21 protein-coding genes and 3 pseudogenes are annotated in these 21975 nt (G+C 55.9%); 17 read left to right on the top strand and 7 right to left on the bottom strand.

What is annotated here, in order from left to right; genetic code table 11:
- The first annotated feature begins 6 nt into the window (after positions 1–6).
- Together prlC and FQ185_RS28450 are read left to right on the top strand one after the other, a co-directional pair.
- Positions 7–2085: an oligopeptidase A gene (gene prlC / locus FQ185_RS28445; RefSeq protein ID WP_178113620.1), complete on the top strand. Its 2079-nt coding sequence runs from the start codon at positions 7–9 to the stop codon at positions 2083–2085.
- Positions 2082–2369: a YheV family putative zinc ribbon protein gene (locus FQ185_RS28450; RefSeq protein WP_149420337.1), complete on the top strand. Its 288-nt coding sequence runs from the start codon at positions 2082–2084 to the stop codon at positions 2367–2369. The genes prlC and FQ185_RS28450 overlap by 4 nt, the downstream gene beginning before the upstream one ends.
- Positions 2370–2414: 45 nt before the next feature.
- Here FQ185_RS28450 and FQ185_RS28455 read toward each other — a convergent pair.
- Both FQ185_RS28455 and FQ185_RS28460 read right to left on the bottom strand, forming a co-directional pair.
- A pseudogene (locus tag FQ185_RS28455) lies at positions 2415–2911 on the bottom strand (tyrosine-protein phosphatase); the annotation flags it as partial.
- A gap of 246 nt (positions 2912–3157) precedes the next feature.
- A complete protein-coding gene (locus FQ185_RS28460; protein ID WP_149420338.1) occupies positions 3158–3457 on the bottom strand; it encodes a hypothetical protein in 300 nt (99 codons plus the stop codon).
- A gap of 240 nt (positions 3458–3697) precedes the next feature.
- Between FQ185_RS28460 and FQ185_RS28465 the strand changes: the two are divergent.
- Positions 3698–3946, top strand: a pseudogene (locus FQ185_RS28465) (radical SAM protein); the annotation flags it as partial.
- Positions 3947–4151: 205 nt separating this feature from the next.
- Here FQ185_RS28465 and FQ185_RS28470 read toward each other — a convergent pair.
- Positions 4152–4703 carry a recombinase family protein gene (locus tag FQ185_RS28470; protein ID WP_371926706.1) on the bottom strand — a complete coding sequence of 184 codons (552 nt, stop codon included), beginning with the start codon at positions 4701–4703 and terminating at the stop codon, positions 4152–4154.
- Positions 4704–5223: 520 nt separating this feature from the next.
- Here FQ185_RS28470 and FQ185_RS28475 point away from each other — a divergent pair.
- Together FQ185_RS28475 and FQ185_RS28480 are read left to right on the top strand one after the other, a co-directional pair.
- Entirely contained in the window at positions 5224–5424 is a 201-nt protein-coding gene (locus FQ185_RS28475; protein ID WP_149420340.1) for a hypothetical protein, read from the top strand.
- Positions 5425–5611: 187 nt separating this feature from the next.
- Positions 5612–5902, top strand: a complete 291-nt coding sequence (locus FQ185_RS28480; protein WP_149420341.1) for a hypothetical protein — start codon at positions 5612–5614, stop codon at positions 5900–5902.
- A 209-nt stretch (positions 5903–6111) separates the two neighbouring features.
- On the opposite strand, the gene FQ185_RS28485 is transcribed toward FQ185_RS28480, so the two are convergent.
- Together FQ185_RS28485 and FQ185_RS28490 are read right to left on the bottom strand one after the other, a co-directional pair.
- A complete protein-coding gene (locus FQ185_RS28485; protein WP_149420342.1) occupies positions 6112–6534 on the bottom strand; it encodes a hypothetical protein in 423 nt (140 codons plus the stop codon).
- A gap of 309 nt (positions 6535–6843) precedes the next feature.
- A complete protein-coding gene (locus tag FQ185_RS28490; RefSeq protein ID WP_149420343.1) occupies positions 6844–8625 on the bottom strand; it encodes a recombinase family protein in 1782 nt (593 codons plus the stop codon).
- Between the two features lie 39 nt (positions 8626–8664).
- On the opposite strand from FQ185_RS28490, the pseudogene FQ185_RS28495 reads away from it, so the two are divergent.
- The 3 genes and pseudogenes from FQ185_RS28495 to FQ185_RS28505 all read left to right on the top strand — a co-directional run.
- A pseudogene (locus FQ185_RS28495) lies at positions 8665–9501 on the top strand (PA0069 family radical SAM protein); the annotation flags it as partial.
- A gap of 243 nt (positions 9502–9744) precedes the next feature.
- Positions 9745–10476: a carbonic anhydrase gene (locus FQ185_RS28500; protein WP_149420344.1), complete on the top strand. Its 732-nt coding sequence runs from the start codon at positions 9745–9747 to the stop codon at positions 10474–10476.
- A gap of 89 nt (positions 10477–10565) precedes the next feature.
- A complete protein-coding gene (locus FQ185_RS28505; protein ID WP_149420345.1) occupies positions 10566–12092 on the top strand; it encodes a SulP family inorganic anion transporter in 1527 nt (508 codons plus the stop codon).
- Between the two features lie 113 nt (positions 12093–12205).
- Here the strand turns inward: FQ185_RS28505 and FQ185_RS28515 are convergent, their stop codons facing one another.
- Entirely contained in the window at positions 12206–12856 is a 651-nt protein-coding gene (locus tag FQ185_RS28515) for a hypothetical protein (protein ID WP_149420347.1), read from the bottom strand.
- A gap of 371 nt (positions 12857–13227) precedes the next feature.
- Here FQ185_RS28515 and coxB point away from each other — a divergent pair, with 371 nt between their 5' ends.
- The 4 genes from coxB (at position 13228) to FQ185_RS28535 (ending at position 17624) form a co-directional block, all read left to right on the top strand.
- Positions 13228–14355 carry a cytochrome c oxidase subunit II gene (coxB, locus tag FQ185_RS28520; protein WP_149420348.1) on the top strand — a complete coding sequence of 376 codons (1128 nt, stop codon included), beginning with the start codon at positions 13228–13230 and terminating at the stop codon, positions 14353–14355.
- An 82-nt stretch (positions 14356–14437) separates the two neighbouring features.
- Positions 14438–16030 carry a cytochrome c oxidase subunit I gene (gene ctaD, locus FQ185_RS28525; RefSeq protein WP_149420349.1) on the top strand — a complete coding sequence of 531 codons (1593 nt, stop codon included), beginning with the start codon at positions 14438–14440 and terminating at the stop codon, positions 16028–16030.
- Positions 16031–16159: 129 nt separating this feature from the next.
- Positions 16160–16711, top strand: coding sequence for a cytochrome c oxidase assembly protein (locus FQ185_RS28530; protein ID WP_149420350.1), 552 nt, complete (start codon positions 16160–16162; stop codon positions 16709–16711).
- A gap of 25 nt (positions 16712–16736) precedes the next feature.
- The gene (locus FQ185_RS28535; protein ID WP_149420351.1) at positions 16737–17624 is read left to right on the top strand and encodes a cytochrome c oxidase subunit 3; all 888 of its coding nucleotides are present in this window, start codon (positions 16737–16739) and stop codon (positions 17622–17624) included.
- An 18-nt stretch (positions 17625–17642) separates the two neighbouring features.
- Here the strand turns inward: FQ185_RS28535 and FQ185_RS28540 are convergent, their stop codons facing one another.
- A complete protein-coding gene (locus FQ185_RS28540; RefSeq protein ID WP_008152470.1) occupies positions 17643–17846 on the bottom strand; it encodes a twin transmembrane helix small protein in 204 nt (67 codons plus the stop codon).
- A 70-nt stretch (positions 17847–17916) separates the two neighbouring features.
- Between FQ185_RS28540 and FQ185_RS28545 the strand changes: the two genes are divergently transcribed.
- Genes FQ185_RS28545 through FQ185_RS28565 form a run of 5 tightly spaced genes read left to right on the top strand, consistent with a single transcriptional unit; the run spans position 17917 to position 21825 of the window.
- Positions 17917–18657 (top strand): SURF1 family protein, encoded by a 741-nt coding sequence (locus tag FQ185_RS28545; RefSeq protein WP_149420352.1) that lies wholly within the window; start codon positions 17917–17919, stop codon positions 18655–18657.
- Positions 18623–19216 (top strand): hypothetical protein, encoded by a 594-nt coding sequence (locus tag FQ185_RS28550; RefSeq protein ID WP_149420353.1) that lies wholly within the window; start codon positions 18623–18625, stop codon positions 19214–19216. Before FQ185_RS28545 ends, FQ185_RS28550 begins: the two co-directional genes overlap by 35 nt.
- A gap of 10 nt (positions 19217–19226) precedes the next feature.
- Positions 19227–20306 (top strand): heme A synthase, encoded by a 1080-nt coding sequence (locus FQ185_RS28555; protein ID WP_149420354.1) that lies wholly within the window; start codon positions 19227–19229, stop codon positions 20304–20306.
- On the top strand, positions 20294–21193 hold the full coding sequence (cyoE, locus tag FQ185_RS28560; RefSeq protein WP_134421173.1) for a heme o synthase: 900 nt from the start codon (positions 20294–20296) through the stop codon (positions 21191–21193). The genes FQ185_RS28555 and cyoE overlap by 13 nt, the downstream gene beginning before the upstream one ends.
- Positions 21190–21825, top strand: coding sequence for an SCO family protein (locus FQ185_RS28565; protein WP_149420355.1), 636 nt, complete (start codon positions 21190–21192; stop codon positions 21823–21825). The genes cyoE and FQ185_RS28565 overlap by 4 nt, the downstream gene beginning before the upstream one ends.
- The last annotated feature ends 150 nt before the right edge of the window (positions 21826–21975 follow it).

A 21975-nucleotide genomic window follows, 5' to 3' on the forward strand; every position in this document is an offset into this window, starting at 1 on the left:
GGCTCCATGTTTCTTCCAGCCAAGGTGCCAACCGTGAGCGTGAACAACCCTCTTTTGCAATCCTACGACCTGCCGCCGTTCTCGGCGATCCGTGCCGAACACGTGCAACCGGCCATTGACCGGATCCTGGCTGACAACCGTGCCGCCATTATCGAGATCCTCAAAACCGAGGGCAAACAACCGACCTGGGCCGGCCTGGTGCTGGCGATGGACGAACTCAATGACCGTCTGGGCGCTGCCTGGAGCCCGGTCAGCCACCTGAATGCCGTGTGCAACAGCGCCGAACTGCGTGAAGCTTACGAGTCCTGCCTTCCAGCCTTGAGCGCCTACTCCACCGAGCTTGGCCAAAACCGCGAATTGTTCGAGGCCTTCGAAGCCCTCGCCAACAGCCCGGAAGCCGCCGGTTTCGACGTGGCGCAGAAAACTATCCTGGAACACTCCCTGCGTGACTTCCGTTTGTCGGGTATTGACCTGTCGCAAGACGAGCAGAAGCGTTACGCCGAGGTGCAGAGCAAATTGTCGGAGCTGGGCAGTCGCTTCTCCAACCAGTTGCTCGACGCGACTCAGGCCTGGACCAAGCACGTTACCGATGAAGCCACCCTGGCAGGCCTGACCGATTCGGCCAAGGCGCAAATGGCCGCCGCTGCCCAGGCCAAGGACCTGGACGGTTGGCTGATCACCCTGGAGTTCCCAAGCTACTACGCGGTAATGACCTACGCCCAGGACCGTGACCTGCGCGAAGAAGTTTACGCCGCCTACTGCACCCGTGCGTCGGATCAGGGCCCGAATGCCGGTCAGAACGACAATGGCCCGGTCATGGAAGAAATCCTCGACCTGCGTCAGGAGCTTGCCAAGCTGCTCGGTTTCGCCAGTTTCTCCGAGCTGAGCCTGGCCACTAAAATGGCCGAATCGAGCGACCAGGTACTCAGCTTCCTGCGCGATCTGGCCAAGCGCAGCAAACCGTTCGCCGCACAAGATCTGGAACAGCTCAAAGCCTACGCCGCCGAACAAGGCTGCCCGGACCTGCAAAGCTGGGACAGCGGTTTCTACGGTGAAAAGCTTCGCGAACAGCGTTACAGCGTTGCTCAAGAAGCCCTTCGTGCTTACTTCCCGATCGACAAAGTACTGGGCGGTCTGTTCGCCATCGTTCAACGCCTGTACGGCATCGAGATCGCCGAACAGAAAGGCTTCGACACCTGGCACCCGGATGTTCGCCTGTTCGAGATCAAGGAAAACGGCCAGCACGTCGGTCGCTTCTTCTTCGATCTCTACGCCCGCGCCAACAAGCGCGGCGGTGCGTGGATGGACGGCGCTCGCGACCGTCGTCGCACCGCTGAAGGCGTACTGCAAAGCCCGGTGGCCAATCTGGTGTGCAACTTCACCCCGGCGGACAGCGGCAAGCCTGCCCTGCTGACCCACGACGAAGTGACCACCCTGTTCCACGAATTCGGCCACGGCCTGCATCACCTGCTGACCCGCGTCGAGCACGCCGGTGTATCCGGCATCAACGGCGTGGCCTGGGATGCGGTCGAGCTGCCAAGCCAGTTCATGGAAAACTGGTGCTGGGAGCCGGAAGGTCTGGCGCTGATCTCCGGCCACTACGAAAGCGGTGAACCGCTGCCCCAGGACCTGCTGGAGAAAATGCTTGCCGCGAAGAACTTCCAGTCCGGTCTGATGATGGTCCGTCAACTGGAGTTCTCGCTGTTCGACTTCGATTTGCACGCCACTCACGGCGACGGTCGCAGCGTGCTGCAAGTGCTCGAAGGCGTGCGCGACGAGGTCTCGGTCATGCGTCCACCGGCCTACAACCGTTTCCCTAACAGCTTCGCGCACATCTTCGCTGGCGGTTACGCTGCGGGTTACTACAGCTACAAATGGGCTGAAGTGCTGTCAGCGGATGCTTTCTCGAAATTTGAAGAAGAAGGCGTGCTCAACGCCGACACCGGTCGAGCGTTCCGCGAGGCAATCCTGGCGCGCGGCGGTTCCCAGGAACCCATGGTGCTGTTCGTCGACTTCCGCGGACGTCCGCCGTCGATTGACGCACTCTTGCGTCACAGCGGCCTGAATGAGGTCGCGGCAGCATGAGTGAGGGTCCTGTGATTACCAAAAGACGCTTTATCGCCGGGGCGGTCTGCCCGGCATGCAGCGAGCCGGACAAGTTGATGATGTGGAACGAAGACGAAGTCCCGCATCGCGAGTGCGTAGCCTGCGGTTACTCCGATACGCTGAATGAGCAAGGCTTGTCAGTGCCCAAGGAATTGGGCACACGGGTTAACATTTCAGCGCTTAAAGTGCCGGACGCCAAGGTTCAGCCCGTGCAGTTTTTCCCGAACCCTAAGTTGAAGAAAAAACCTGACGAGCAGCACTGACCCGCAAAAACCGCCTTCCACTGCGCAATGCAGTGGAAGGTATTGCTACTCGACATGAGCCGACTGAAACCAACTCTTCATCGAACACGCCGCGAACGGGCTCGTGCTGCAATCGCCGCTAGCAGCGCAGTGCGAAGCTTGTCGACATCGGCCTGCATCATGTAACGCACACCGTCCCTGAAGTGGGTGCTGTCACCAAAGCCACCCTGGGTCATTTCGTTCAAAGCGTCTTCCTTGCTCCGCCCCTGCACAACGACCCGATACATCGCCGCCATCAGGCCGGTGCGGTCTGAACCATGTTTGCAGTGCATCAGCACCGGGCCTTTGGCTTCCGCAGTCTGGATGGCACGAAGGACCGTGAGTACCTCAGCGTCGTCCACATGGTTGGTGCGATAAGGCAACTGTACCTGTGCGATACCGGGGGCGGACAACCAGCGTGAATCCGATTCGGGCAGAAACGTGATCACCGTTCACACCTTGAGTTTTTCCAGCAACTGCGCCGCTCCACTGTCCGGCAGCGCGCTGCGGTACAACGTACCGGATCTACGGCCGGGATAAAGGAAAACTCCATCACCAGAACCAATCATCGGTTGTCAGTAGAAAGCGAGGCCAAATTGAGTAATAGCGCCTACGTCCTTCTCATCAATATCGTTATCTAAAGTGACCGCCAGATCAAACACGGATCATAATCAAGCTTGTTGAGTTCTTCTGACCCGTTACTTAGATGCAATATCAGGTTGTGACGTTGATATAAAGCCCGGCAGCGCCATCTTGCACTAACCTTATAATTACGGCTTGACGATATCCGCATAAGCTTTGGCCAGGGCGAGCAACTTTGCCTTGTCGTTGCCATCGATGTCGCCATCACCATCAACGTCTCGGGCATGGCCAATGCTGAAAGATCGCCCACCATCGTAGGACGAGGCAGTGTAAATAACGGAGTCCAGCAGACGCTCCGTCGGAACATCGTTTGCATCCAGACTTGATTCCTTTAAAGCGAACTGCATGGAGACCAATACTTCATTCGGGTCGACTATGGTAGGCCCAAGTTTTTGCAGAAAAATACCACGGCGATTGAAAAACGACATTATTAAATCCTTTTAAGTAAAATCCATGTTTAGTTTTACAGCGACTCAGACAATACAGATAAATATAACTTTCAATCCATTACTTATATGTAACGCTCAATTGCAAAGTTGCTGAGCATTAGACTTCATCTCATTAATTTGACCGTAATGTCGGCATCGACGTGAAAAGCGCCAAACGGCACTGGCACATCGGTGCGCGCCGAGATACTGTATGAACATACAGCTTCGTAGGCTTTCCCCATGAACACACCATTACCTCCACGCGGCCGTGGCACCGCGACCAACCCGCACAACCGCTTCGCGCCGAACCGTTCGGTGGCGGAGGACGACGGCTGGTATCAGGAAGCCCCTCTGACCCAGGGCACAGAAGTACGCATCGAAACGGCGAAAACCATCATCACCCGCAATAACTCCCCGGATTTGCCCTTCGATCGTTCGATCAACCCCTATCGCGGCTGCGAGCACGGCTGGGTTTACTCAACAATTCGCACCGATACAAATCAATCTACTGTCGCTTGGGAAAGGGTTTCAAGCAAGACTACTAACCCCATTATTCCAAACGCGGTTAATCGGGAAATATCCACGCTGTGGGGGGCGCTTGAGGCTACCCCTGACTCGGAGAGGGTAGAATCTCTAAAACGCCTCAGAGGGTTGAAAACCGCCTACAAATGACGGTTTCTGAGAGCATTTTCCCTTATGCTTCTGCCTTCATAGCTCGCTGCACTGTACTCAGTGACACACCAAGGCTTTCAGCCGTTTTCCTGAAGCTCAAGCCACTCCCTACAGCAGCACGTATCTGGGAATCATTAATCGATTTAGCGCGACCTTTGTAAACGCCGGCATTCTTCGCCTTGGCGATACCTTCGCGTTGACGTTCTTTAATCATCGAACGCTCAAACTCAGCGACTGCGCCCATCATCTGGAGCATGAGGTTCTGATACTTATCATCAGCACCAGTGAAGGTTAATTTCTCTTTGTAGAATTGGACGGCTACCCCCTTCGCAGTGAGGTCCTCTATCAAACCTAAGAGGTCAGACAGGCTACGTGCCAGCCTGTCAATTGAGTGGACGTATACGGTGTCACCCTTACGAACGAAGCGCAGCATTTCTTGCAGAGCAGGACGCTCAGTGGTGGCGCCGCTTACCTTGTCAGTGAATGTCTCGTCTAACGTCAACCCGTCCAACTGACGAGCTGTGTTCTGATCAACTGATGAAACCCGGACGTAACCTACATTAGCCATTTCCATTCCCCTGTATTCATTTGCCTCTAGATGTAGTCATTGTCAGCGTGTTCACTACTCAATGCAACCCTATTGAATACACTTTTAAGGTCTTGAGCGTATTCACCGACGAGTGGTCTCTAGGGTGTAGTCAAAAGAACACGGCCGCAGTTCTCCTTGCTGAACACGGACTAGAGTGGCAATCTGCTTTCACTGGATAAATTCGAGGGAATGAAATGGCTGGCTCACAATGTCCGCACTGCGAACAGAAAACCTTTTACAACGAAGGTGCGGTGTCTCAATGCACGAAATGCGGTACCACTGGTTGGGGGTGGAATCGGGCTGTGAATCCCGGTTCGGGTAAAGGTTTCAAATGCCCAAATTGCGAGTGGAACACTCTCCATCAAGTCGTTGAATTAAACAAGAGTCACGCGGTTCGACGTTGCTCAACATGTGACTACAGCCTTGTTGTCCCTTTCACACCATCTTAATCTGGCGGTACTTTCGCATTTGATATCAATCTACCGATGCCCCAAGGAGATGAACATTGAAGGATGGAATTATTAGGCTCAATGATTACCTTTGCTACTTTGCCATTGTGGCCGTTGCGTTCGCGGGTTACACAATCTACGGCGAATGGGGTGCAATAGGTGGATTTATAGCCGGGGCCGTCATGGCTGGCTTCTGGCTCGTCCTGAGTGGGATTTATGATGAGCTGAAGAAAATCACCTCCTCTAAAGGACTTTAAAGCAACTGGTTAAGCTCTAGAGGTTTGGCTTATGACCCACTCAACCAAATTACCTACTATTGAAAGGTCGGCCAAAGAGTTTGCTTACATACTTATGGTGAAGGCCTCTAGGCTATGTTAAAATTTTGATGCTTCGGTAGTTTAAAATACGGACAAATTTAAACAATTTTAGCTTTAGGATATTAAAATGAAGATGCTTGATAGGGAAAGTTTTATCCAAGAGCTAGGCATCCCGCTTACTAAGGCTCGTGATTTTTCACTTTACGATGGGGCTCCTTACGAATGTGTTTGCGGGCAGTGGCACTCATTTAACCAATTCACAGGAAGAGCTTTTGGTTCTACCGGGGCCAGCGCCAAGTTTTTGGTAGAATGCCCAAACAATAAAAATGCAGCCACAATAATTAAGACTAAAAATAAATACATTATACTTTTTGATAAATTCATATCCATTGCTGGCCATGTCGATGGCCGGCAGTAAATTAATTATCTTTTTTACTGCTCGTTTTCAAGTGTGGCTGCTGAGATCAATGGCCTTACCGGTGCCCGTGCATAATTCACGGCTCGAAGCCATTTATCCGCAGTGATACAGCTTACAACCCCAAGTATTGGGGTTTTCGCGTCAATGCAAGAAGTTAGGTTACTTACTGGCTTCGTGCGTATCCTTAATCAGGCGCATCTTCCGCAAATTTAAATACTATTAAGCATCGTAAATCGATTAACTTTATCCTTCTTGAAATAACCACTCAAGTTATGCGGCTTCTGATTCATTATTGCACTTATAGTTGACTCTATTTTTTCTGGCGTTAACGCCCTGCTTCTTGCCTCACCGGGAAATCTTAATTCCATAAACTTCTTATAGTCTTCAAGCTGCTGTTCGGCGTACATAGTAATGTAGGCATGCAACCCTCTCTTTGCGCTTAGATTTACTTTTAATAATATTGGTTGCTTGTACTTCCTTCTAAGAAACCTCTTTATCTTTGCTGCTTGGTTTAGGAAATGCTCAGGCTCTATCCCGTCTGGAAAAAAGAAAGAATATTGGTATTTGAAATCGTAAAGATCAAATAGGGAACAAAGTCTTCTTCTTGTTTTATCTATGCTGGCTTCAGTCAATTTAACACTCCTTTTTTATCGAACATCTCTTCCTATACTGATACCTGAGAAAACCAGGGCCACTTTGTGCTGAATAACTGGCTCTACACCTTGCTTTTAAAGGCCTGCAACAGAACTGAAGGCTCTTAAAAAAGACGACAAATAGCGATTTCAGTGTCCTACTTGTGCGGCAGAAAGTCAACGTGGATTTTAACAGTCACGGCCATGCGCAAAAGCTAAATACTTAAGGGCGAGGAGCACCATTGCTTAACTAAATCCAATGTCTTCATTCGAGTGAATTAACAATATCGACAAGTACACTAACCCATATCACTTTAGAAAAGGATCTGGAGACTGCCACACCAGTCGTTCGCTTTTGAGTTCTTCCGGCATCTCTATCGATTTATGATTTTTGTGTGGCTTTTTCTTCGGCAAGAGGGAAAACACCACATCCTCGTAGATCGGCTTCACTAGATAAAAAGTAGGCGAGGACATGCCAGCCCGACGCAGGCGTGCTTTGATACTCTTGATAATCAACACCTGCTTATCTTTACTGATCCATGTGTGGTGACCGTAATCATCGCCAGTGCGTTTATCTTTCGGCTGCGGGACGTATGCAACCACCGGGCTGATTCTGTTCGCCAAAGCGGGTATAGGCTGCGTCTCTAACTTGCGTGTGGGGAAGTGAAGTTCAAGCTTAAGGAATATCCCCCGCAGGTATCTGTTCAGCCGCTGTCGGTCGGTGCGGGCTTGTTCACTGTCAGATGTCAGCATTGATTCAAAGGAGTCGGCATTGCTGTCTGTCAGAGCAAATGCCCCATCCAAGCTGGCAAGCTCTTGCTTGATACGATGAATGTCAGCTTTTGCAGTGGCAATTGCTTTCCGGGTTTCAGTCAGCAGGCTGACATAGGTTTCAGCTTTGTCCTCGTCATCTTCAGCAGCGTGTTTCTTCTTCAACCCGTCTGCCCTGACTTCCAATCTGGTCAGTTTTGCAACGGCAACAGTTTCTTCTTTCTTCAGCGCCTTCAGCACATCTGAACCAGCGGCTATGTAGTCGCGGATCGCAGTCCAATGCTCAAATTTAAATAATACACGGCGAAGGAATTCCCCACGAATCGACCTAATCTGATCATCAACACAGCCACCAGTCATCGATGCCGTGCAATAGTAGAACTCTTTACCACTCCTGAGCATGAACCGTGTACTACCGCCACATTCTGCACAGACTAGAAGGTTGCGGAAAATATTGAGGTTGGTTGCATCCTGCCTGCCTGAAAACGGTTTTCGACTCTTGAGTATCGTCTGTACTTCTTCAAACGTAGCTGGAGGGATTACCAGCGGGTAGTAATGTTCCACAACCTGTCCTGTGGGGACGTTTTTGCCGTGCTCCTTGCTGAATTCCACCGGGGAGTGTTCGCCTAGCAGGCGTCGATTGCGTAACAGGTATTGGATCTGGTGCGTTTTATAGCTGGTGCCAAATTGAGCGTTGAGGCGTCTTCCTGTTTCTGCCACACCGTAGGTTTGAGCGAGAGAGAACATGGTTTCAATGTGTAGGCAAATATCATCAAGCTTGCACCACGCCCCATCCTTCACTACCAGCCATTGAGGACTTTTCTTTGTGGCTATCGCACCTTCAGCCATAGCCTTGTGTTTAGCCCGCCATGACGCCTTCGACATATCCGATTTGCGTAAACTTTCTGAGTGAGCCCTTTCAAACTGGACAATTGCCCGGATGAAACTGTTGCTGGTGAGATCGTCATAAACTGTATCTTCATCTAATACGGCAATCTTGATACCGGATCGGATCAGGTCAGAAAATATCTCTATAGACGCATCCAGCACCTGACGTGAAAGCCGATCCCAGTTTTCAATTAGAAGGTAGCTTCCATTGGGGATTTCCCCATCACGCACCCGCTGAAGAAATACCGATAGCTGACCTTTTTTAGCGTTAGCTCCACGGAAACTACTGATACCGTGATCCTCAAGTCTGGTATCAACCGTGAGGTTATGCTTGCTGACAAAGGATTCAATCCGTTCAGATTGGCGAACGTCGGAATTACCATCCGCCTGTTTCTGGCTGGAAAAGCGAACGTATGGAAAGCATAGAGGCACGGTGGCAAGCTCAGTAACCTATCGGTACGTATAATCTAGCACGGCTGCATCTATTGTTACGCACGGCCCAGTCACGCTTATTGGGACATGTCGCCGGGGCTGGATTTCGAAACCAAGCTGATTGCCAAGACCAACGCTGCCGATGTGCTGGAAGAACAGCTGTCCAAGCGCGGTTATCAGTGCGCGCCGATCAACCTGGGGTCCAACACCGATCCGTATCAGCCGATCGAACGCGAACACAAGATCACCCGCAAGACCCTCGAAGTGCTGCTGCGTTACCGTCACCCGGTGACCATCATCACCAAGGGTTCGCTGATTCTTCGCGATCTGGACCTGCTGGTCGAACTCGCCGAGCAAAGGCTGGTGGCGGTGATGATCAGCCTGACCACCCTCGACGATGAACTCAAGCGCATTCTCGAACCGCGCGCCGCTGCACCCAAGGCTCGTTTGCGAGCGATACGCGTGATGCGTGAAGCCGGCATTCCGGTGGGGGTTCTGTGTTCGCCGATGATTCCGATGATCAACGACAGCGAACTCGAAAGCCTGCTCAACGAGGCTCATGCCGCCGGTGCGCAAAGTGCGGCATACATGATGTTGCGCCTCCCCCTGGAAGTAGCACCGCTGTTCGAAGAATGGCTGGCGGCCCACTATCCTCAGCGTGCCGCTCATGTGTTGAGCCTGATTCGCCAGAGCCGTGGCGGCGAGCTCTACGACAGTCGGTTTGGCGCGCGGATGCGTGGTGAGGGGCCGTTTGCCGATCTGGTGGCACAACGCTTTGTCAAATCGATCAAACGGTTGGGGCTTAATCATCGCGAAGGTTTTAATCTGGACTGTGAAGCCTTCTGTCCGCCAGGTCGCCAGATGTCGTTGATTTGAGGACAATTGGCCTATGGTTGAGTAGTGGGAAAAGCACTTGGGCATTACGCTGGTCACGTTTTTAATGACCTGGAACACACGTCCTAGAGCGCTTGATTCAGTTTGAGTTAAGTTTCGGCAGATACCTTGTTCATCGAGTGACTGACGGGTCGAGAACTTCGACCTGGATGTTTTTTAAACAGCCACTGGCTTCACACCGGACAAAACGGGAAAATTCCCTGATTCCGCCAAAGAGGATGAATCATGAGTGACAAGGATAAACAGCCGTTGGCTGCGTCGGCTTCAGCCCAACCGGAGGCGGAAACCGCCGATGCAGCGCTGCAGCATATCGTTGACGGCTTTTTGCATTTTCATCACGAGGTTTTTCCACAGCAGGAAGAACTCTTCAAGAAACTCGCCACGGCCCAAAGCCCCAGAGCGATGTTCATCGCCTGCGCCGATTCGCGCATCGTTCCTGAACTGATCACCCAAAGCGCCCCCGGCGATTTGTTCGTCACCCGTAACGTCGGCAACGTTGTGCCGCCTTATGGGCAAATGAATGGCGGTGTTTCCACGGCAATCGAATACGCCGTTCTGGCCCTCGGCGTGCAGCACATCATCATCTGCGGGCACTCTGACTGTGGCGCGATGCGCGCAGTGCTCAACCCGCAAAGCCTGGAAAAAATGCCGACGGTCAAAGCCTGGTTGCGTCATGCCGAAGTGGCAAAAACCATGGTCCAGGAAAACTGCCACTGCGCTGACGAAAACGAAAGCATGCACGTCCTCACCGAGGAGAATGTGATCGCCCAGCTGCAGCATTTGCGCACGCACCCGTCGGTAGCCTCGCGCATGGCCAATGGTCAGTTGTTTATCCATGGCTGGATCTACAACATCGAAACCAGCGAAATCAGAGCTTACGACGCGGACAAGGGTTGTTTCCTGCCGCTCGATGGCAGCCTTCCGATTCCGGTGGCGACGCCCAAAGCGCGCTTCTAAATCCTCCTAAATCCCGTGTGGTTTAGCCGAGGCTGCTGATCAAGCAGCCCGGCTTTTCCACGCCTGAAGAAAACTTCGGGAGAATCACCATGCGTGCTGCGCAATTAAAAGCTGTTCTGCCACGGGAGCTGCTGGCTTCGGTGGTTGTGTTTCTCGTCGCCCTGCCCTTGTGTATGGGTATTGCCATTGCTTCGGGACTGCCTCCCTCCAAAGGTCTGATCACCGGGATCATCGGTGGCTTGGTAGTGGGCTGGATTGCCGGTTCGCCACTGCAAGTCAGCGGCCCGGCAGCGGGTTTGGCTGTTCTGGTGTTCGAACTGGTCCGCCAGCATGGTGTCGCTATGCTCGGGCCAATCCTGCTGCTGGCCGGTTTTCTGCAGTTGGTGGCCGGGCGCTTGAAACTCGGGTGCTGGTTTCGGGTGACGGCGCCAGCGGTGGTCTATGGCATGCTCGCCGGGATTGGCGTATTGATCGTGCTATCACAGGTTCATGTGATGCTCGACGCCGTACCCAAACCTTCCGGGCTGGATAACCTCTCAGCCTTCCCGGCCGCTGTAGCCCAGGCTTTGCCGTCATTTGGCTGGCAGGCAGGTCTGCTCGGCCTATCGACCATCGTCGTGATGTACCTGTGGGAAAAATTCCGCCCGCAGTCCCTGCGTTTTGTTCCCGGTGCCTTGCTCGGTGTCGGTCTGGCAACGGTCGCCAGCCTGGGACTCGCGCTGCAAGTCAAACGCGTGGAAGTACCGGCGAATCTGGCGGAGGCCATTGATTGGCTGAAACCGGCGGACTTGCTCAACCTGGCAGACCCCACTCTGCTGATCGCCGCGTTCGCCGTGGCCTTCATCGCCAGTGCCGAAACCCTGCTCTCGGCTGCCGCGGTGGATCGTATGCACAGCGGCCAGCGCTCCGACTTCGACCGGGAACTGTCGGCTCAAGGGGTGGGGAATATGCTCTGCGGCTTGCTTGGCGCACTGCCAATGACCGGTGTGATCGTGCGCAGTTCGGCCAACGTTCAGGCCGGCGCGACCACGCGACTGTCGACGATCTTTCATGGTCTGTGGCTGTTGGCATTCGTCCTGTTGCTGTCTAGCGTGCTGCAAAGCATTCCGGTAGCGAGCCTGGCGGGTGTGCTGGTTTACACCGGCTTCAAACTGGTCGACCTGAAAGCCTTTCGTGGCCTGGGTCGTTATGGCCGGATGCCGATGTTCACTTACGCAGCAACCGCTCTGGCGATCATCTTCACCGACTTGCTGACCGGCGTGCTGATCGGTTTCGGTCTGACCCTGGCCAAACTGGCCTGGAAAGCGTCGCGGCTGAAAATCAGCCTGATCGATCTGCCCAAGGACGGCGAAATGGAACTGCGATTGATTGGCGCAGCAACCTTCCTCAAGGTGCCGGCGCTGACCCAGGTACTGGGGACCATTCCGGCAGGCACGACGGTGCATGTGCCGCTCAATAACCTGAGCTACATCGATCACTCCTGTCTGGAGTTGCTTGAAGAATGGGGTCGGGCCAATGCGGCCAAGGGTTCGAAACTGCTGATTGAGGCGCGAGGGTTGAAGCGCAGGCTTGAAGGTCGTTTACGAACCACCACCGGCGTCGGTTCGGCTGCATAGAAAACAGCGAGCTTGCTCGCGATGGCGATTGGTCATTCAACATTCATGTCGACTGACACACCGCGATCGCGAGCAAGCTCGCTCCCACAGGGGGATTGTGTCGGGGCTGAAAATCAAGCCGCCGGCTGATCCAGCTCCAGACCTACACCCAACTGACGCGACAGGCACGGCCAGCGCTTCCATGCAGCGCCGGTGTCCGGGCTGTTGAGTTTCTCACGGTAGGCTTCTACCGATTCCAGCGCGAAACTTTCTTCATTGAGCATTTCGTCGACAGCGTGATGCACCGCCTCATCCAGTTGGTTAGCGAACGCCTCACCGATCAGTTGGTGAGCAATCAGGTTGGCAACAGTCATGTCCAGTGGGATCAGCGGCTGGCCAAAATGCTTGATGTACAGGTCATTGACCTCTTCGACCAGTCGGTGCGCCAGATAGGCTTCGTCCAGCAGGCTGTCCAGACCAACGTGACCGGTCATGATCGCCGGGGGCTGGAGGAAGAACTGCTCGGCGATTTTCAGCACCGGTTTGATCTGTGTTTCGATACCCGCTTCCCTGGCGACTTCATTGGCTGCATCCAGCAGGTCCGGCACTTGTTCTATATACGCGGCCACAAAACGCGTCATCACGCCGTTGGCGTCGACATCCGGCAATTGGATGGCAGAGTGAAGGTGTGGCAGTTGGGTTTCCAGCTGACGAGTCAGCAGGCCGGTTTCGGCTTCGTGTTGTTGGGCTTTTTGGATCTGCTCGCGCAATGCGGCGGTGTTCATGAAAACTCCAGGATACAAAGGCAATGAAATAGGGAAGACATAACTTAGCTGGCTTATGAAAAATGCTAAGACGCATTTGTCATAATTGTTTCATCCTTGAGACGCCTCCGTTATATCGGTTTGCCACCACTCGTCTGCATCCTTCTCCATTCGTGACCTGGAACGCAAGTCCAAGCTGTTTCAGTTGATTTACGCCATCACATTGCGAGGTGGCAGTCGCTGGCTATACTCGGGTGGGAATGGAGTTAGCTGATGACGCCCGACTGCACACGCAGCAAGGCTCGGTGATTCAAGTTCGTAGTCTGAAAAAGCCGCTCCCTTGCCGCAGGTGAAAGCCGGCGGGATAACAAGAACGATAAGGGGAACCCGCAATGATGCGACATCCACACGTCTGGATGGGCCTCCTGTTGTGGTCGATTTTCAGTCAGGCGCAAGCCGCCTGGACTGTAAATATGGCGCCTGGAGCGACTGAAATCAGTCACGCAGTATTTGACCTGCACATGACCATTTTCTGGATCTGTGTAGTGATCGGCATCATCGTCTTCGGCGCCATGTTCTGGTCGATGATGGTCCACCGCCGCTCTACCGGGCAGGTGGCCGCAAAATTTCATGAAAGCACCACCGTCGAAATCCTCTGGACCATCGTGCCCTTCCTGATTCTGGTGGCCATGGCGGTTCCCGCGACTGCAACCCTGATCAAGATGTACGACGCCAGTGAGCCGGATATCGATATCCAGGTCACCGGCTATCAGTGGAAGTGGCACTACAAATACCTGGGTCAGGACGTTGAGTTCTTCAGCAACCTGACCACGCCCGCCGACCAGATCCACAACAAGGAAACCAAGGGCGAGCACTACCTGCTTGAAGTCGACAAGCCACTGGTGCTGCCAATCGGCGCCAAGGTGCGCTTCCTGGTGACTTCCGCCGACGTCATCCACTCCTGGTGGGTGCCGGCCTTTGCGGTCAAGCGCGATGCGATTCCGGGGTTCGTCAACGAAGCCTGGACCCGCATCGACAAGCCCGGCATCTACCGCGGTCAATGCGCCGAATTGTGCGGCAAGGACCACGGCTTCATGCCGATCGTGGTCGAGGTCAAGGAAAAGGCCGATTACGAAAAATGGCTGGGCGAGCGCAAGGCTGAAGCCCTGCAGCTTAAAGAGCTGACCAGCAAGGAATGGACCCTCGACGAGCTCAAAGAGCGCGGCGACAAGGTCTATCACACCACTTGCGTGGCCTGTCACCAGGCCGAAGGCCAGGGCCTGCCGCCGATGTTCCCGGCGCTCAAAGGCTCGAAAATCGCCACCGGACCGAAAGATGCGCACTTGAGCATTGTCTTCCACGGCAAGCCCGGCACCTCCATGGCGGCGTTCGGCAAGCAACTCTCGGAAGTCGACATCGCAGCGGTCGTGACCTACGAACGTAACGCCTGGGGCAATGACAAGGGCGACATGGTCACCCCTAAAGAAGTGCTTGAGCTGAAACAGGCGGAAAGCAAATGACCCGGTCTATTGCGCACGTAAGGAACCGGTCGGGGCACTGCGCCCTGGCCTGCCCAGCCCACCTGTTTGCAGGAGACAGGACATGACTGCTGTCGTCGATGACCATGTTCATACCGGCACCGCCCATGCCCACGGGCCCGCCAAAGGCCTGATGCGCTGGGTGCTGACCACCAACCACAAGGATATCGGCACGCTGTACCTGTGGTTCGCGTTCTCGATGTTCTTGCTCGGCGGCTCGTTCGCGATGGTGATTCGCGCCGAGCTGTTCCAGCCCGGGCTGCAAATCGTCCAGCCGGAATTCTTCAACCAGATGACCACCATGCATGGCCTGGTGATGGTTTTCGGGGCGGTGATGCCGGCCTTCGTCGGCCTCGCCAACTGGATGATCCCGTTGATGATCGGCGCGCCGGACATGGCCCTGCCACGGATGAACAACTTCAGCTTCTGGCTATTGCCGGCGGCGTTCATCCTGCTGGTGTCGACCCTGTTCACCCCCGGTGGCGGACCGAACTTCGGCTGGACGTTCTACGCTCCGCTGTCGACGACCTACGCACCGGAAAGCGTGACGTTCTTCATCTTCGCCATCCACTTGATGGGGATCAGTTCGATCATGGGTGCGATCAACGTGATCGCGACCATCCTCAACCTGCGCGCCCCCGGCATGACGCTGATGAAAATGCCGCTGTTCGTCTGGACCTGGCTGATCACCGCGTTCCTGCTGATCGCGGTGATGCCGGTACTGGCGGGTTGCGTGACGATGATGCTGATGGACATCCACTTCGGCACCAGTTTCTTCAGTGCCGCCGGTGGCGGTGACCCGGTGCTGTTCCAGCACGTGTTCTGGTTCTTCGGTCACCCCGAGGTGTACATCATGATCCTGCCGGCCTTCGGGGCCGTCAGCTCGATCATCCCGGCCTTTTCGCGCAAGCCACTGTTCGGCTACACCTCGATGGTCTACGCCACGGCGAGCATCGCGTTCCTGTCGTTCATCGTCTGGGCACACCACATGTTCGTGGTCGGCATTCCGCTGGTGGGCGAGTTGTTCTTCATGTATGCCACGCTGCTGATCGCGGTGCCCACCGGCGTTAAGGTGTTCAACTGGGCGAGCACCATGTGGCAAGGCTCGCTGACCTTTGAGACACCGATGCTGTTTGCGGTGGCGTTCGTGATCCTGTTCTCCATTGGCGGTTTCTCCGGGCTGATGCTGGCCATCGCCCCGGCGGACTTCCAGTATCAAGACACCTACTTCGTGGTCGCGCACTTCCACTACGTACTGGTGCCGGGGGCGATCTTCGGGATCTTCGCTTCGGCCTACTACTGGCTGCCGAAATGGACTGGCCACATGTACGACGAAACCCTCGGCAAGCTGCACTTCTGGCTGTCGTTCATCGGCATGAACATGGCCTTCTTTCCGATGCACTTCGTGGGGCTGGCGGGGATGCCGCGGCGGATTCCGGACTACAACCTGCAATTCGCCGACTTCAATATGGTGTCGTCGATCGGCGCGTTCATGTTCGGCGCCACGCAGATCTTCTTCCTGTTTATCGTGATCAAGACCATTCGCGGCGGCGAGCCAGCACCGGCCAAACCGTGGGATGGGGCTGAAGGCCTGGAATGGAGTGTTCCGTCACCGGCGCCATATCACACGTTCACTACACCGCCGGAAGTGAAATGAACCCCCTCGGCCTTGCAGGAATTCTTGTGGGAGCTGGCTTGCCTGCGATGCATGCGACGCGGTGTGTCAGACATATTGCCATCGCGGGCAAGCCCACTCCCACAGGGCTCTGCGTGGAGGGCTTGAATCATGGCTGATTCGATTTCGATGAAAAAACTGGTCACCCGCCTGTTGCTGGTGGTGGTGGCGATGTTTGTCTTCGGGTTTGCCCTGGTGCCGATCTACGACGTGATGTGCAAGGCGTTCGGCATCAACGGCAAGACCGGCGGGCAGTATGAGGGCGAGCAAACGGTCGACACCTCGCGGCAGGTTCGCGTGCAGTTTCTGTCGACCAACGCCGCCGACATGTCCTGGGATTTCTATCCCAAGGCCGATGAACTGACCGCCAACCCGGGGGCGGTGAACGAGATGATTTTCATCGCCCATAACCCGACCGATCGCCCGATGAGCGCCCAGGCAGTGCCGAGTATCGCGCCCAGCAATGCGGCAGCGTACTTCCACAAGACCGAATGTTTCTGCTTTACCCAGCAAGTGCTTCAGCCCGGTGAACGGATCGAGATGCCGGTACGTTTCATCGTTGACCGTGACATGCCCAAGGATGTGAAGCACCTGACGCTGTCCTACACGCTGTTCGACATCACCGCCCGACATCCACCGGTGGCCGTAAATACTGGCGGCTGAGCGTGCCCGATAAGGAGAACAATAAATGGCAACTCATGAACACTATTACGTACCGGCCCAGAGCAAATGGCCGATCATCGCCACCGTCGGCATGTTCGTCACGGTGTTCGGCCTGGCCACCTGGTTCAACGATCTGAAGGCCGCGCGACCAGAATCCCACGGCCCGCTGATCTTTTTCGTCGGCAGCCTGCTGCTGGCCTACATGCTGTTTGGCTGGTTCGGTACGGTGATCAAGGAAAGTCGTCAGGGGCTGTACAGCGCGCAGATGGATCGTTCGTTCCGCTGGGGCATGAGCTGGTTCATTTTCTCGGAGGTGATGTTCTTCATCGCCTTCTTCGGCGCGCTGTTTTATGTGCGCAACGTCACTGGCCCCTCACTGGGCGGTGAAGGCGCCAAAGGCATCGCGCATATGCTGTGGCCGAACTTCGAATTCGTCTGGCCGCTGCTGAACAACCCGGACCCGAAACTCTTCCCGGCACCCAAGGACGTCATCAGTCCATGGGGCCTGCCGCTGCTCAATACCGTGCTGCTGGTGAGTTCCAGCGTCACCGTGACCATTGCCCACCACGCATTGAAAAAGGGCCATCGCGGCGCACTGAAAATCTGGCTGGCGATCACTGTATTGCTCGGTTGTGCATTTCTGGGTTTCCAGGCTGAAGAATACATCCACGCCTATCAGGAACTGGGCCTGACCCTGGGTTCGGGGATCTACGGTGCGACCTTCTTCATGCTCACCGGTTTCCACGGCGCCCACGTGACCATGGGCACCATCATCCTGTTCGTGATGCTGATGCGGGTCATGCGCGGGCACTTCGATAACGAACATCAGTTCGGCTTCGAGGCGGCGAGTTGGTATTGGCACTTCGTGGACGTGGTGTGGATCGGGCTGTTTGTTTTCGTCTACGTGCTCTGAGGCTTTTGACGTAAAGAGTTACCAAGGCACATGCGACACCAACTGGCCGCTGAAAAAACCCCAGGCAATCAAGCCGACGGTGATGGCGGCCAGGGCAACACGAACACTCAAGGCAATGACGAGGCGGTTCGAGCTGCTGTCGTCCTTGACCAGAAAAAACAGGCCGCTGAACAGGCTGACAACCGTGGCAATCAGCATCAGGACGATGGCTGCTTTGAGCATGGTGAGACTCCGGGGGATAGGCGATGCACTTGAGTATAGCTATCGCGACTACCGACTTTCTGGCGACGCCATGAAGCGCTTTCGGCCGGGTGTCGTGCCGACCCTGGTGGTTGCGCTTTTGCTGCCGCTGCTGGTGTCGCTCGGGTTCTGGCAATTGAGCCGGGGCGCGGAGAAAAGCGCGCTGCTGCAAAGCTATACCGAACGCCGTGCCGCCGAACCAATGGCCAGCACTGAGCTGCAACACACTGAGGATCCGGCCTTTCGCCGCGTTCGTCTGCACGGCCAGTTTGATGGCGCCCACAGCCTATTGCTGGATAACCGTCAGCGTAACGGCAAGGTCGGCGTCGAGTTGCTGCAACCGTTTCAGGATCAGGCGACCGGGCGCTGGCTGCTGGTCAATCGCGGCTGGCTGCCGTGGCCGGATCGGCGCACACCGCCGCAATTCAAAACACCTACTGAAGCCTTGAGTCTCGACGCCTGGGTCTACGTCTCTCCTGGTGCCACCTTCCAGCTCCACGCCGACCCGAGCACCACGACCTGGCCTCAGTTGGTGACAGCGGTTGAGCCGGCGAAGCTCTGGACGACCCTCGGCCGCGAAGGTTTTACCTACGAATTACGTGCACAAAGCGGTCCCGCGAGCTACCAGGCCGATTGGCCCGTGGTGGCCATGGGGCCGGAAAAACACCTGGCTTATGCCGTGCAGTGGTTCGCGATGTCGATCGCACTGTTCGGCCTTTATCTCTATCTCGGCTGGCATAACGCAAAGGAGAAACACCATGGGAGCGGCCATGAATCCACCCAGCATGTCTGAGGCGAAAACACCCGTGAATCGACGCAAAGGTCGCTTGCAGTTGCTGCTGATCCTGCTTGGGGTGATCGGTCCGATGATCCTCGCCACCGGCATGTACAAATTGCAGTTCTGGGTGCCGGAGGGCCGCAGTTATCACGGCGAACTGATCGGTAACGGCCAGACTCGCGCTGACCTTGGTGTGCAGGCGCAGGAAGATCGTTGGCAATTGCTGGTCACAGCGCCCAAGGAGTGTTCGGTGGACTGCCAGCAGCTGGTTTACCTGGCGCGGCAGATCCAGATCGGCCTCGGTCGCGATGCATCCCGCGCCAGCCATGCACTGGCCGCCGCGCAACCGCTGAGCAGCGAGTACGACGCCAAGCTGACTCGCGAATACCCGCAGCTGCAACGCTACCCAATGGACCTGACTACCTTCAGTAAGACTACCGGCGACAAGACTGCGCCGCAGCTGTGGATCATCGACCCTCACGGCAATCTGGTGCTGCGCTACGACCCGACGGTCAAGGGCAAGGACCTGCTCAACGACCTGCGTCATCTGCTGAAACTGTCGAACATCGGATAAGGGCATCGTCATGGCCAAACCTGGATTTCGCCTCGCGCTGTTTGCCACCTTGCTGGCACTGATTGTGGTGTTGCTCGGCGCCTACACTCGCCTGACCCACGCCGGCCTCGGCTGCCCGGACTGGCCGGGTTGCTACGGATTTATCAGCGTGCCGAAAAGCGAAGCCCAACTGGCCCATGCCGAATTGCATTTCCCCGATGCACCAGTTGAGGCCCACAAGGGCTGGAACGAGATGGTCCACCGCTATTTCGCCGGCGCCCTCGGGTTGCTGATCTCAGTGTTGGCCGGTCGTGCGTGGGTTCATCGTCGTCATCCGGGGCAACCGGTGAAATTGCCGTTGTTTCTGCTGGCGGTGGTCATTGCCCAAGCGGCCTTCGGCATGTGGACGGTGACGCTCAAGCTCTGGCCGCAAGTGGTCACCGGGCATTTACTCGGTGGTTTTGCGACGTTGAGCCTGTTGTTTCTGCTGACTTTGCGATTGTCCGGCGTGTTGCCGGCGCTGACCGTGCCACGACGTTTGCAGTACTGGGCGATTGCCGGGTTGTTGCTGGTGATCGGGCAAATCGCCCTCGGTGGCTGGGTCAGTTCCAACTATGCGGCGGTGGCCTGCATCGATTTTCCGACCTGCCACGGGCAATGGCTGCCGCCCGCTGACTTCGCTAACGGCTTTCACCTGACCCAACACATCGGTCCGAACTACCTCGGCGGGCAACTGGACAGCGATGCCCGCACGGCGATTCATCTGACTCACCGTATCGGCGCGTTGCTGGTGACGCTCGTACTGCTCGGTCTGGCGTGGCAACTGAAAGTCGTCGGCATGACTCGCCTGGCGGGGCTGGTGCTGATCGCTCTCGCCGCACAAATCACACTGGGCATCAGCAACGTCATGTTCCATTTGCCGCTGCCGGTGGCCGTCGCTCATAACGCCGGGGGCGCGGCGCTGCTATTGACGATGGTACTGGTCAATTATCACGCGCGAACCAGTCTGGTTCGGGTCAAGCAACAATCCCCTGCGCGCTGGCGGTTCAGCCCGCGCAAACACTCAGCCGGGCCCATAACAATAAAAGGAGAGATGCCATGGCGACTCTGATCGGCGCACGTCACAGTCAGGCGATCTGGCGTGACTATCTGGAGCTGACCAAGCCGAAAGTGGTGGTGCTGATGCTCATCACCTCACTGGTCGGCATGTTCCTCGCGACCCGGGCCGGGGTGCCGTGGACGGTGCTGGTGTTCGGCAACCTGGGGATCGCCTTGTGCGCCGGCGGCGCGGCGGCGGTTAACCACGTAGTGGACCGGCGGATCGATGCAGTCATGGCCCGCACTCACAAGCGGCCATTGGCTGAAGGTCGGGTGTCACCGGCCGCGGCGCTGACGTTTGCGTTGGTGCTGGCCGTGCTCGGCCAAGCCATTCTGTTGGCCTTCACCAATCCCTTGACCGCTTGGCTGACCCTCGCCTCACTGCTCGGTTACGCCGTGGTTTACACCGGGTTCCTGAAACGTGCGACACCACAGAACATTGTCATCGGAGGCCTGGCCGGTGCCGCCCCGCCGCTGCTGGGATGGACCGCCGCCACCGGGCATGTCAGCGCCGAACCACTGTTGCTGGTGCTGATCATCTTCGCCTGGACCCCGCCACACTTCTGGGCGCTGGCCATTCACCGCAAAGAAGAATACGCCAAGGCCGATATTCCAATGCTGCCGGTCACCCATGGCGAGCACTACACCAAAGTCCACATCCTGCTTTACACCTTCGCACTGCTGGCCGTCAGCCTGATGCCCTATGTGATCCACATGAGCGGCATGCTCTACCTTATTTGCGCACTGGGACTTGGCGCGAGGTTTCTGCAATGGGCCGTGGTGCTGTACCGTGGCACTCGGCCGCACGCGGCGATTAACACCTTCAAGTACTCTATTTACTACTTGTTCCTGCTGTTTATCGCGCTGCTCGTTGACCACTACTTACTGTTGAACCTATGACTCGAACTCAGAAAACCATCTTCATCCTCGCCGCCCTGATCGCGCTGGTTCTGGGCCTGACCATCAACAAAGTGCTGTCCGGCAAGGGCCAGGGCGATCCAACGGCGCTGATCGACGCAGGGATCATCCTGCTGCCGCAAAGCCGTAACCTGCCAGACGTGACGATGACCGATGAGAACGGCAAGCCCGTCGCGGTCAACGAGTTGAAAGACAAATGGTCGTTGTTGTTCTTCGGCTATACCTTCTGCCCGGACATCTGCCCGACCACCCTCGCCCAACTGCGGCAGATCAAGAGCGAGCTGCCGCCGGAGGCTGTGGACAAGTTGCAGATTGTTCTGGTCAGCGTCGACCCGAATCGCGATACGCCCCAGCAACTCAAGCAGTACCTGGGCTACTTCGATCCGCAGTTCAAAGGGCTGACGGCTTCGTCGGTGGAAGACATCCAGAAACTCGCCAACGCGGTGAGCATTCCGTTCATTCCGGCAGACACCAGCAAGCCGAACTACACCGTCGATCACAGCGGCAACCTGGCGGTGATCGGGCCGGACGGCACTCAGCGCGGTTTCATTCGGGCACCGCTGAACAACCAGAAACTGGTGGCACAGTTGCCGGTGATGCTCAACCGCAAGTGACACTGCAAAAACCTGTGGGAGCGAGCCTGAACTGGCCTAATAATTCCGGACACCTCTTAAGGGCGATATGATTTCGCCAATTTGGAGGTTCCATGAAAGAAAGAAGAGTCTTTTCCCGCGAGTTCAAACATCGTGCAGCCAGCATGGTGA

The sequence above is a fragment of the Pseudomonas sp. ANT_H12B genome (assembly GCF_008369325.1).
Lineage (GTDB): Bacteria > Pseudomonadota > Gammaproteobacteria > Pseudomonadales > Pseudomonadaceae > Aquipseudomonas.